8 protein-coding genes are annotated in these 13,198 nt (G+C 41.2%); 7 read left to right on the top strand and 1 reads right to left on the bottom strand.

Annotated features, from left to right (window positions below; translation table 11 throughout):
* Positions 1-200: 200 nt before the first annotated feature.
* Positions 201-764 (bottom strand): Crp/Fnr family transcriptional regulator, encoded by a 564-nt coding sequence (locus IV513_RS08090; protein WP_209390092.1) that lies wholly within the window; start codon positions 762-764, stop codon positions 201-203.
* A 353-nt stretch (positions 765-1,117) separates the two neighbouring features.
* Here IV513_RS08090 and IV513_RS08085 point away from each other — a divergent pair, with 353 nt between their 5' ends.
* From IV513_RS08085 to IV513_RS08055, 7 genes are all read left to right on the top strand, one after another.
* On the top strand, positions 1,118-2,431 hold the full coding sequence (locus tag IV513_RS08085) for a sugar porter family MFS transporter (RefSeq protein WP_209390091.1): 1,314 nt from the start codon (positions 1,118-1,120) through the stop codon (positions 2,429-2,431).
* A 367-nt stretch (positions 2,432-2,798) separates the two neighbouring features.
* Positions 2,799-4,355 carry a glycoside hydrolase family 32 protein gene (locus IV513_RS08080; protein WP_209390090.1) on the top strand — a complete coding sequence of 519 codons (1,557 nt, stop codon included), beginning with the start codon at positions 2,799-2,801 and terminating at the stop codon, positions 4,353-4,355.
* 12 nt (positions 4,356-4,367) lie between these two features.
* Positions 4,368-7,469 carry a TonB-dependent receptor gene (locus tag IV513_RS08075; RefSeq protein ID WP_209390089.1) on the top strand — a complete coding sequence of 1,034 codons (3,102 nt, stop codon included), beginning with the start codon at positions 4,368-4,370 and terminating at the stop codon, positions 7,467-7,469.
* A 19-nt stretch (positions 7,470-7,488) separates the two neighbouring features.
* Complete coding sequence (locus tag IV513_RS08070; RefSeq protein WP_209390088.1) at positions 7,489-9,186, top strand: RagB/SusD family nutrient uptake outer membrane protein; 1,698 nt, start codon at positions 7,489-7,491, stop codon at positions 9,184-9,186.
* A 77-nt stretch (positions 9,187-9,263) separates the two neighbouring features.
* Positions 9,264-10,658, top strand: coding sequence for a DUF4960 domain-containing protein (locus IV513_RS08065; protein WP_209390087.1), 1,395 nt, complete (start codon positions 9,264-9,266; stop codon positions 10,656-10,658).
* A gap of 11 nt (positions 10,659-10,669) precedes the next feature.
* The gene (locus IV513_RS08060; RefSeq protein WP_209390086.1) at positions 10,670-12,211 is read left to right on the top strand and encodes a glycoside hydrolase family 32 protein; all 1,542 of its coding nucleotides are present in this window, start codon (positions 10,670-10,672) and stop codon (positions 12,209-12,211) included.
* 3 nt (positions 12,212-12,214) lie between these two features.
* A complete protein-coding gene (locus IV513_RS08055; RefSeq protein WP_209390085.1) occupies positions 12,215-13,123 on the top strand; it encodes a carbohydrate kinase in 909 nt (302 codons plus the stop codon).
* Positions 13,124-13,198: the final 75 nt, after the last annotated feature.

Below are 13,198 nucleotides of genomic sequence, written 5' to 3'. Positions count from 1 at the left end.
GATTGCACTCACCAAAAAACGCAGAAAATGGTTCGTCGGAATTTGGGATTACCCCATAGACTTATCTCAAAAAATTTCAACTGCGTGATTTGGGTTTAACTAATTCCTTACAAAATTATACATTACAATAAGGTAATGACAAGGACATACATCACAAAAAATCGTGAAGATACTCACGATTATGTTTCATAAAAAAGAAATCAAAACTGCAATCGGCTCAGTGTTTCTCTGGTGACGCCCAGGTAATTAGCAAGGGTTTGTTTAGAAATTCGCTGAAAAAGATTGGGATATTGCCGGAGAAAAGCCTTATAACGTTCCTTGGCGGTGTCGGACATCAGGGACATAATCCTGCGTTGCAAAGCCACGTATCCCAAATTGGATTTGACCCGGAAAAAATGTTCCATTTTAGGAATATCCCGACAAAGACTTTCAAAATTCTCGAAGCTAATCGCAAACAATACACAATCCTCAAGGCATTGGACGTCTAAGCTGGCATTCTCTTGCCGAAAAAATCCTTGGAAATCGGTAATCCACCAATCTTGGGTCGCAAATTGCAAAATATGTTCTTTCCCGCTGTTGTCCATCGTGCCACATTTTAACAAACCATCTGCCACAAAAAACATTTCATTAACCTGATGATTTTCCTTTACCAAAAGATGTTTTTTAGGGTGATTTTGAAGCGTAAAGTAGGTTTTTATAATCGCAAACTCTTCAGTCGTTATATCAACAAGTTCACCGATATGATTTTTTAATAGATTTTCCATTAAGGTTTAGAAACATTGAATAAGGAAATATACAACATAATTTTTCGATGGATACAGCATATTTCCTTTTAGGTTAAAAAAGAACATATTTTGGTTAATTTTTTAATAACGTTTATCGTTCAGGCATTTCCAAAAGTTGTAAAATCCCGTAACATAATTGTAAGATGAGGTTACATTTTCGAAACAATACCTCATTTTTATAAAATTCAATTCAAAATAAAACATTGATAATCAATTAAATGTAAAATATTAACATTCAATTAACGTTCTCGAAACATTTTGTTACAAATTTAGACCTGCCCAGTCGCATCTCGGGATATATTAGCCATCAACAAATAAATAATTTCTTTGAGATGAACAAAATTATGATGTGGTCTATTACCGCAGCTTTAGCAGGATTTCTTTTCGGGTTTGATGTCGTGGTAATTTCCGGCGCCGATAAAAAATTACAAGCATTATGGCATAGTTCAGACGCCTTTCACGGCGCCGTCGTAATGGGAATGGCATTATGGGGAACAGTGATTGGTGCTATCTTTGGCGGCATCCCAACCAATAAATTCGGAAGAAAGAAAACCCTGTTGGCCATTGGTGTCTTATATGCGCTTTCAGCTATTGGGACGGCCTTCTCTCACGATCCTTATATATTTGCCTTTTTCAGATTTATGGGCGGTTTGGGCGTTGGTGCTTCTACCATTGCGGCGCCGGCTTACATTTCCGAGATTGCACCGGCCAAAGACCGTGGCAGATTGGTTTCCTTGTACCAGTTCAACATAGTTTTGGGGATTTTGGTGGCATTCTTGTCCAATTATTTGTTAAGCGGCATTGGTGATAACGATTGGCGTTGGATGTTGGGCGTTCAGGCTATTCCTGCCATTATTTATACGATTTGTGTGGCTGCCATTCCGGAAAGTCCAAGATGGCTGGTTTCACAAGGCAAAATTGATGACGCCAAAAAAGTGATGAAAATCATCACGCCTGACCAGGATATTGATGCGGTGATTTCTCAGATGGAAGACGACCACGCCGAAGCACCAAAGGAAAATATATTTATGAAAAAATACCGTTTCCCGCTGATGTTGGCATTTCTCATCGCCTTTTTTAACCAAATGTCGGGGATTAACGCTTTTTTATATTATGCACCAAGGATTTTTGGTGAGGCCGGTTTAGGCGAGAAAACCGCTTTGCTCAGCAGCATCGGGATAGGCATCGTGAATATGGTTTTCACCTTAGTCGGCGTTAATCTGATTGATAAAGTCGGCAGAAGAACCCTGATGTTTATTGGTTCCATCGGCTATATTATTTCGTTGGGATTGGTTTCTATGGCGTTTTATTTCCATTGGACAGGCCTGGCGATTCCAATCTTTTTATTTCTCTTCATCGCGGCGCACGCCATTGGTCAGGGCACGGTGATTTGGGTCTTTATTTCAGAGATTTTTCCCAATCAGCTTCGCGCATCGGGACAAGCTTTTGGCAGCTCCACGCACTGGGTTTTGGCGGCGATTATCCCGTCTCTGGTTCCGATGTTGTTCTCCACAATTGGCGCGGGCACCGTGTTTTTAGTGTTCACCATCGCCATGGTTTTCCAGTTGCTGTTCGTCATTTTTATGATGCCGGAAACCAAAGGCGTTTCATTGGAAAAACTCAGTAAAATTTTAACCAAAGAATAGTTAATAACAATAAAAATTTGGGCAGCTTATCCGTCCTCCGCTCCCAATCTTTTTTTGCCAAGACTTATATCCTCCGCAAAAAAAGGATTTCCGCTCAGGCCGGGCTGCGGGATTCGGCATAAAACAGATTTTGTTATCCATTCAACATTGGTCCATCCAATTGAGAAAGATTTAAGGAAAAGAAGAAGGAAGCTTAGGTTCGACGAAAACCAATTAAGACTATTTGGCTTCAATAACTTAAGAAAAATCAATCTATTGATTTCTTAATTATTTCATCTTAATTAACTAAAAATCTTAATGTTAAATAACCCAAACAAACAAAATCCTTAAGACATCAAGCTTAAGATTAAGAAAGAAAATAATCGTAATGAAAAAAATAATATCCACATTCATCATCGCTGCCAGCTTTTACAATGGTCTCCACGCACAGTCGGCGCCCAAAGTTTCGGAAGAGCAGCTTTACCGACCCAACTTCCATTTCAGCCCGAAAAAAGGCTGGATGAACGACCCAAACGGGCTTTATTACAAAGACGGCGTTTACCATTTGTTTTTCCAATACTATCCCGATGGGAACAAGTGGGGACCAATGCATTGGGGACACGCCACGAGCAAAGATTTGGTAAAATGGGAAGAGCAGAAGATTGCCTTGGCGCCGGATGCTTTGGGTTATATCTTCTCCGGAAGTGCCGTGGTGGACAAAAATAATACGTCTGGTTTCGGTGATGCCAAAAATACACCGGTTGTCGCCATCTACACCTACCACAATCCGAACAGTGAGAAAGACGGTAAAATCGATGTCGAATCTCAGGGTATTGCCTACACTTTGGACAACAGTAAAAGATGGACAAAATTCAGTGATAACCCGGTACTTAAAAACCCGGGAATCAAAGATTTCCGCGACCCGAAAGTCACTTGGGACAGCAAAAGACAACAGTGGATTATGGCTTTGGCAGCACAGGATAGAGCGCATTTCTATGCCTCCAAAAACCTGAAAGACTGGACTTTTCAATCCGAATTCGGGAAAGATTTGGGTGCTCACGGTGGCGTTTGGGAATGCCCGGATTTGTTTCCGATAAAAGTGGAAGGCACCAAAGAAGAAAAATGGGTACTGATTGTTAATATCAACCCGGGAGGACCGAATAAAGGTTCTGCAGGACAATATTTTGTCGGAGATTTTGACGGAAAAACTTTCACGGTGGACGACTTGTTCACGAAACAACTTCAGAAAGACAAAGCCGCTTGGCTCGATTGGGGAAAAGACAATTATGCCAGCGTCTCTTTTGATAATATTCCCGACGGAAAAAGGGTAATTATCGGCTGGATGAGCAATTGGGAATATGCACAGGAAGTGCCTACAGAAGCTTGGAGAAGCAGTATGACGGTGGCAAGAGAAGTTTCCCTGAAAAGAACAAAAGAGGCTTACATCTTAAAAAATGTTCCGGTAAAACAACTTCAGGCTTATGAAGGAAAAGCCATTCAGAAAAAAATCAATCTAAAAGCTGAAAATAAGGTTTTGGGCTCGTCAGACATCGACCTTAGCAAAGCCGTTTTGGATTTGGATTTAAAAAAATTGACGGCCGGAACCTATACTTTCTCACTTAAAAATTATTTGGGCGAAGAAGTGCTTTTCGGAATTGATAACAACAATAAGGAACTGTTTGTAGACCGTTCAAAATCTGGCAAAATAAACTTTGGAAACCATTATGCAACGCCGGTGACAAAAGTACCTTTTGACCAATTGCTTAGCAACGCAAAAATGAAGGTGGTTTTGGACAAAACGTCGATAGAAATTTTCTTTAACGATGGCGAAAAAGTCTTAACCGAAATTTTCTTCCCGAACGAAAAATTCTCGGAATTAAACCTGTCAACCGATACCAAAGGGGCTTCTGTAAGCGTCAGTGCGCATCAACTTAATATCAAATAAAAACTATATCATATGAAGAAATATAAAATAGCCGTGGCGTTTTGCCTTCTTCCTTTTTCCTACATTTTTGCACAGGAAATCGTAAAAGGAAAAGTCGTTGCACCCAACCAGAAACCTCTGAGCGGTGTTACGGTAACTGTTTCGGAAACAGGCGTCAGCACGACAACGGATAACAGCGGTGCATTTCAAATCAATGATTTGCAAAAGGGTAACAAGCTGATTTTTACCTATCCGGATTATTCTACTCAGGAAGTTGTCGTGGATGAGAAAACCGTTCTCAACATTGTTTTGGCTGCCGATAAAGTAAAAACGATTGATGAAGTTATCGTAACGGGTTATACCAAACAGAAAAAATCAGACATTACCGGCGCTGTGGCGGTGGTTGATATGAAAGATTTGAACAAGCAAGCCGAGCCCAACCCGATTAAATCATTGCAAGGTAGAGTAGCAGGGGTAAACATTAGTACAGACGGTTCGCCTTCCGGTGGCAATACAAAAGTCCTGATTCGTGGGGTCGGGACCTTGAACAATACCGACCCGCTGTATGTAATTGACGGTGTACCAACCAAAGCCGGAATGCACGAGCTGAATCCCGCAGATATCGAAACAATGCAGGTGCTGAAAGATGCTTCTTCGGCAAGTATTTACGGTTCCAGAGCGGCAAACGGTGTTATCATTATTACCACCAAAAAGGGTAAAAAAGGCAAGATGCGAATCGACCTTAATTATTACACAGCCTTTTCGCAATATGCTAAGAAAACTTCTGTCCTTAATGCAAAACAATTTGGGCAGGTGCTTTGGCAAGCTAATATCAACGATGGATTGAATCCTAACAACAATAACCTGAGTTATAACTTTGACTGGGGTGTTCAAAACGGTGTTCCAACTCTTTACAACAGCTATGTTCCGGAATACCTAGATGCCGCAAAAACCATTAAATCTGCCAACACAAATTGGTATGATGAGGTGTCCCAAACCGGTGTTGCCAACTCGTTGGATGTTGCCGCGTCAAGTGCTTCAGATAAAGGGTCTTACTATTTCTCAATGGGATATTACGACAACAATGGTATCGTGAAACTGACGGATTTCAAAAGATTGTCGGCGCGTGTAAATACGTCTTACAATTTCTTCGACGGCAAACTGAAAATAGGTGAAAACTTCACTTATAATAAAACCAATGAACTGATGGACCCGGGCGTTCTGGACCCGGCTTTGAGAGCTTTACCGATTATTCCGGTTCATACCGTGGATGGCATCGGTTGGGGCGGACCTGTTGGCGGGATGAACGACCGTCAGAATCCGGTTCGTTTGCTTAATTACAACAAAGATAATGGTTACCGTTACCAAAGGTTTTTCGGAAATGCCTTCGCCGAATTGCAGGTGGTTAAAAACTTAACATTGAAGTCAAGTTTCGGTATAGATATGTCGAATTATTACAAACGAACTTTACAGAGAAGTTACGTTTCCGGCTATCTTAAAAATGATAAAAATGCTGTAAACATCGACCAATCCGACACAGAAAAATGGACCTGGACCAATACGGCTCAATACACAGCCAAAGCAGGAAATCACCACTTCGATTTGTTGGGCGGAACGGAAATGTACAAAGAAACGTATAACAATACCTGGCTCAGGAAAGAAGGCTTTTTAATTGAAAATCCAGATTATATGTATCCGGATGCGGGAACCGGTGATGCTTTCAACGGCGGAACTTCCACATATTACAGCTTATTGTCTTACTTCGGAAAATTCTCTTATGATTATGGCAATCGTTATTTGTTCTCGGCGACTTTGCGTTATGACGGTTCGTCCAGATTTGGAAAAAACAACCGTTTCGGAACATTCCCGGCATTTTCTGCAGGTTGGAGAATCAATAAAGAAGATTTTGCAGAGAAATTGATCCCATTCTTTTCGGATTTAAGATTGAGAGCAGGTTGGGGACAGACGGGTAATCAGGAAATCAGCAACTCAGCGGTGTACTCGCTTTACATTGCGAATTATGCTGGTGGAAACCCGACTTGGGCAACCTCTTACGGCACAGCTTACGATATTTCAGGTGTGGGAAGCGGCTTGTTACCTTCAGGTTTCATTGCAACGCAGACCAAAAATGATGATTTGAAATGGGAAACCACAACGCAAACGAACCTTGGTTTGGATTTCGGATTTTTCAATCAGAAATTAACGGGAAGTGTAGATATTTATAAAAAAGCGACAAAAGATATCTTGGTTTTGCCACCGTATTTAGGGGTAATCGGTGAAGGCGGAAACCGTTGGATTAATGGTGCTTCAATGGAAAATAAAGGGATTGAAGTAGCTTTAGGCTACGGCGATAAAACTGCCGGTGGCTTTGGTTACGACATTTCTGCGAATTTTTCGATGAACAGAAACCAGATTACAGCCTTGCCACAATCGGTGATTAATAATTATGGCGGAAACGGAACTACGGATAATATTCTCGGCAGACCCATCAATTCGATGTACGGTTATGTAGCAGATGGCTTGTTCAGAACGCAGGCGGAGGTAGATAATTCAGCAACGCAGCCGGGTAAAGGTTTAGGTAGAATCCGCTACGCTGATTTGAACCACGACGGCGTGATTGATGATAAAGACAGAACGTGGATTGGAAACCCGAATCCTGGTTTTATGTATGGTTTTAACCTTAATTTTTCGTACAAAAATTTCGATTTGTCAACTTTTTGGCAGGGAATCGGCGATGTGGATGTCATCAATTCTAAAAAATACCAGACCGATTTCTGGAGTGTGGATGACGTGGGCTCCAACAAAGGAACAAGATTGCTGAATGCGTGGTCACCACAAAACCCAAATTCAACAATTCCGGCATTGACGACGGTTGACAGCAATGCAGAGTCCAGATTTTCTTCCTATTATGTTGAAAACGGAAGTTATCTGAAATTAAGAGTATTACAGCTCGGTTACAGCATTCCGAAAAACGTTTTGGAGCAATATAAAATCACCAATTTCAGAATTTACATCAGTGCTCAAAATCTTTTGACCATCAAGTCCAAAAGCTTCACCGGCATCGATCCGGAAACGCCGGCATTTGGTTATCCACTGCCTTTAACCGTGAATTTTGGAGTTAATTTATCCCTTTAATTTTTAAATGATAATTACAATGAAAAAGAATATACTTTTAACAATAGCTACTGCATTTTTATTGGGAATAACGTCCTGTAATGATTTTCTTGATAATCAGCCAAGAGGTGTGCTTTCGGAAACCGATGTGGTAACACCGCAAAATGTAGATGGTTTCGTGGTTGCAGCGTATGCCTCTATGGGAAATGACCATTATGACACGCCTTTCAGCCTTTGGCCATACGGCAATGTACGTTCAGACGACGCTTACAAAGGCGGAAGTGGTACGAACGATATTCAGGCTTTTCACTTTTTTGAAATTTCAAATAACATCCGTTCAGATTTTGGGGAATTAGACCGTCTTTGGTATCTCAATTATGTAGGAATTGGCCGATGTAATAAGGCGATTGCAGCATTGAACCAATTGACAGATGCTCAATATCCGAACAAGCAGAAACGTATTGCAGAGATGAAGTTTGTGAGAGGTCATTTTTACTTCTTGCTTAAAGAATTGTTTAAATATGTACCTTATGTAGACGAAAATACACCCATTGACGATTATCCGAAAATCTCCAACCGTGCCAAAACCGACCAACAGCTTTGGGATGCGATTGCTTCAGATTTTGAATTTGCAGCTGCTAATTTGCCAATGACACAATCGGAAGTCGGAAGACCAAAGAAAAGTGCTGCGTATGCGTATTTAGCCAAAGTAAGATTGTATCAGGCTTATGAGCAGGATAATAATTATACAGTAACCTCAATTAATCCGGCAACGCTTCAGAAATCCATTGATGCAGCGAATCAGGTCATCGGGAATTATACTCTGGAATCGGATTTTGGATATAATTTTCTCCCGGGAACGCACGAAAATGGCCCGGAAGCTGTTTTCTCTATCCAGTATTCTGATAATGACGGAACACTTTTCGGAAGACTGAATTATGGTGATATGCTTTCTCTCCCACAAGGTTTGGGATGCTGTGATTTCCACAAGCCGAGCCAGAATTTGGTCAACGCTTTCAAAACCACGCCGAATGGTTTGCCGATGTTTGATAATTTTAATGATACCGATTTGAATTACAATCAGTTGAGTAATTACAAAGTAGACCCTAGGTTGTACCATACGGTAGCATTGCCGGGATTGCCTTGGAAATATGATGAAAATAAAATCTATCAGGAAAGCTGGAACAGAAGCCCCGGAACTTACGGTTATTATGCTTCTCTAAAAGAAAATGTACCGGTAGGTTGTGGCTGTACCGTGAATGTAGACCCGTTCTACGGAAATTCTAAAAACAGAATCATCATCCGTTATTCTGATGTTTTGTTGATGAAAGCAGAAGCTTTGATAGAATTGGGACAGCAAGATGCCGCTTTACCATTGATTAATCAAGTCAGACAGCGTGCCGCTAACAGCACCATTTTGACAGGCAGTTATACAACCAACAACCTGATTAGCAAATATCAGCCGGGTGTTAACTGTACTTGGACACAGGATTATGCCAGAAAAGCCCTGAGATGGGAACGTAGAATGGAGTTTGCGATGGAAGGCAGCCGCTTCTTCGATTTGGTACGATGGGGGATTACGGCAAGCACGATGAACACGTATTATTCGGGTGAAAAAACGAAACGTTCTTATTATTCTCAGGCAGGGTTTGACCACGGTATTGAGGAATATTGTCCGATTCCTTTGGCTCAAATCAACTTTAGTCAGGGCTTGTACAAACAAAATAATGGGTACTAAATTCAGGATTTGCAACTGCCAATTGTTCGTGAAAGCATTTGGCGGTTTGTAAATCATTTTAAAACAAACAATCATTTATGAAAACAATATTTAAAAATTTCCAATTAATCATCCTTCTGATGATTTCCGCAGCATTGGTCTGGTCTTGCGATAGCCAAATGGAAGAAGGTTTGGTGACGGATGTTTCGGTGAATGTCGCTTCTTTCAAAGTGAATGGTGTGGCAGGTGTTATCGATAATCAAAATGATAAAATAACGGTGACTTTGCCTTACGGAACGGCAGTTACAGCAATTTCTCCGGTTATAGAAATTCCGCAAGGTGCGAGCATTTCTCCGGCTTCCGGTATGGTTCAGGATTTTACGCAACCTGTAAAATACCGCGTTAAAAACGGAAATATCTACAAAGATTATACGGTAAGCGTTCAGGCTCAGGCTCCGATTATCAGTTTTAAAATCAATGGATTATCAGCAACGATTAATTCATCCAGCAAGACGATTTCGTTAGTAATGCCGGAAGGAACCGACCTTACAGCTTTACAGCCTGTTATCGAAACAGCAACTGGCGTCAGCATCAGTCCAACTTCCGGTACTACGATTAATTTTACAAGTCCGGTATCTTTTACGGTGTCTAATGCCAATCTTACGGAGGTTTATACTGCAAAAGTAACAACACCGGTTTCAGGACCTTCTATCGCTTTTATCGGAATGGCAGCTACCAGAACGGGGCTTACAAACCCGGACGAAATTGCTGCGGCGGACTGGCTGTTTGGGAAATTCTCAGGTGCAGTTTATGTGTCGATGGCGGATATTGCAAGTGGCGCAGTTAATTTAACAGGAATCAGCGTACTTTGGTGGCATTTTGATTCTGCAACAGCACTTCCGGGAGATGCGCTGAATGCGAATGTTACTTCTAAAATTAAAACCTATCTGAATGCAGGTGGAAATATTCTATTAACGAGTTTCGCTTCTCAGTATGTGGATGCCTTGGGTGTTGTTCCAGCTGGCAAAGGACCGAACAACGTGTTTGGAGATTTCCCACCCAATGGCTTTGTAGATGCCAATAACGATTGGGGAATTTCGTTCAAAGGGCACGAAACGCATCCTGTTTTCGATGGACTGCAGACTTATGAATCCGGAAAAGCAAATCTTTTGCAAAAAGGGACTTTTAGATTGAATCATACCGCCTGGTGGTTTTTACCGGATTGGGGTGGTTACGTCAACGGTGCAGGCTGGAGAACCCAAACCGGCGGTAACAATTTGGCGAGTGAAGCTTGGGATAATAACCTCGATGGTCGTGTCGCAATTGCTGAATATCCAGGTGGAACGGCGAATAAAAAATGCATCACGATTTCTATGGGCGCGTATGATTGGTACAACGAGACATCTAACGGAACGCCAAGCCAAGCCAACAGCTACCTTGATAATATCAAAAAACTGACGGAAAACAGCCTTAATTATCTTGTAACGAATTAAAATCAGAACCAATGACAATCAGAAAAGTATATTTAGCCACCGTGATGGGTTTGGCAATGTTTTCTTGCCAGAATAATGACTCGGTGACGGATGTGAATCCGGATGACATTTTTAAGCAGACCAATGTATTTCCGGTTCCGCCAAACCAGTGGATGGGAGGGAATAACCCTTATTACACGGCAGGTTACGTGGGGGATGTGATGCCGTATTACGAAAATGGAATCTTCCATTTGTTTTTCCTTCACGATGCTAAAACCAAACCTGCAGGCGAAGGTTTCCACGACATTCACAGCTTTGATACTTCTAATTTTAAAGATTTTAACTATCAGGGAAGACAAATTCCTTATGGATTGGCCTCTGAGCCGGATTTTGGTGTAGGAACGGGAAGTCTTGTGAAAGTGGGAAATACTTATTATTACTATTATACCGGGCACAACGAGGTGGCATCATTCATCTCGAGCAATCCTAGAGAAAGTGTTTTGTTGGCAACCAGCACCGATTTGAAGAACTGGACGAAAGTTAAAAACTTTAAAATGACCGCTCCTGCAGGTTATTACGATTATGAATACCGTGACCCGCACGTATTTTTCAATTCTGAGGACGGCAAATACTGGATGTTGATTTCGGCGCAGACTTCAGCTAAAAAAGCGGTCGTTTTAAAATATACCACAACCAATCCTGCAAGTGGAAACTGGACGGTAGAAAATCCGATTTATACCACATCGGCATCCGAAAATTATATTATGCTGGAATGTCCGGATTTATTCAAAATGGGCAATTATTGGTATTTGGTATTCTCCGAAAACTGGAGCAGCAACAGCGGAACGCATTACCGCATCGCCACTTCTCCTAACGGACCTTGGACAACGCCTGCAAACGACCGTTTGGATGGTTCTTATCTTTATGCTGCAAAAACGGTATCTGATAATACCGACCGCTATCTGGTAGGATGGACGGCAAGAAAAGTCCCTGAAAGCAATACAGGCGGCAAAGACTGGGCGGGAAATCTCGTTACGCACAAATTGGTGCAAAACTCAGATGGAACTTTAGGTGTAAAGCCAGTTTCTTCCATTGCATCGGTGTTTGGAAATAATGCATCCCTTTCAGTGGATAAAATCATTGGAACGGCTTCCCAAAACGGCAATAGCTTTAATCTGTCAGGAACGTCTCAGGTCATGTTCAGTAAACTGCAGAGAGCCAACCAAATCAATTTTACGCTGAATGCATCTTCCAGCGGACAATCGGGATTGATTCTTTCACAGGATAACGATGGTCAAAATGGCTATAAAATCGCTTTTGAACCCGCTAACAACCGTATTGCAAGCTATGTGATGAGCAGCGGAAGTGAGACTTTGGACAACAGTTATCCTTTGTCGGGCATTTCCGGAACCAATTATAATGTAACCGCTTATATCAGCAATGATGTTTGCGTGGTTTATGTGAACGATAAAGTGGCGTTCAGTAACCGTGTTTACGATGTTGTTAACAAAAAATGGAGTATTTTTGGAACATCAAACAGTACATTCAGTAATATTAATATCAAAAATCCTTAATTAATGTTTTCAAATAAAAATATCAATGCCGTCAGTTATGGAGAAGTGCTTTTCGATGTATTCGGGGAAGAAAAGAAAATTGGTGGTGCACCGCTTAATCTGGCACTCAGAACCGCTTCTTTTGGTTTTCCTGTAGCGATGATAAGCGCGATTGGGAATGATGAAGATGGCAAAGTAATTTGCGATTATGTCAAAGACCATCAGCTGGACGCCAGCGGCATTATTACCGTTGAGGATTACAATACCGGCGTAGTGCAGGTTTCTCTAAACGAAAGAGGTTCAGCAACCTACGAAATCAAGTTTCCGTCTGCGTGGGATTTTATTACGATTAATGAAGAAACTGAAAAATTGGTCAAAAATGCGGATGTATTCTTTTACGGAAGTCTAATTTGTAGAAATGACGTTTCAAAAAATACCTTGTTCAAATTATTGGATTCTAACCCCAATATGTTTAAGGTTTTTGATGTAAATCTTCGAAAGCCGCATTATAACATCGAAGTTTTAAAACAACTGATGGATAAAGCAGATTTCATCAAATTTAATGATGAAGAAATTCTGGAAATTGCTTCAGAACTGGGTTTCAATTCCGAAGATTTGGAGGAAAACATTCGTTTTATCGCTGACAAAACCAATACAAAATCCATCTGTGTGACTTTAGGAAAACACGGTTCAATCCTGCTTTGGGAAGGCGTAATGTACAGACACGGCGGATATCCTGTGAAAGTGGCGGATACTGTTGGTGCTGGTGATTCTTTCCTGGCGAGTTTGATCGCAAAATTGATATCTGACAAAAACCCTGATGCTGCACTGGATTTTGCCAGTGCTGTTGGTGCTTTGGTGGCGAGCTATACCGGTGCCAATCCAAAACTTGATAATGCGGAAATTGAAGAATTTTTAAAAGAAAATGTTTAAGCATTTTTCAAATCATAAAAATTGCGCTATTATACTTCATTAGCGCAATTTTTTTTAATATTTTAACAAAAATAT

It is taken from the genome of Chryseobacterium sp. RR2-3-20, assembly GCF_017808115.1.
GTDB classification, from domain to species: Bacteria; Bacteroidota; Bacteroidia; order Flavobacteriales; family Weeksellaceae; genus Chryseobacterium; species Chryseobacterium oryzae.
The sequence above is the reverse complement of the archived record's forward strand: the minus strand, read 5'-3'. Positions and strand labels throughout refer to the sequence as shown.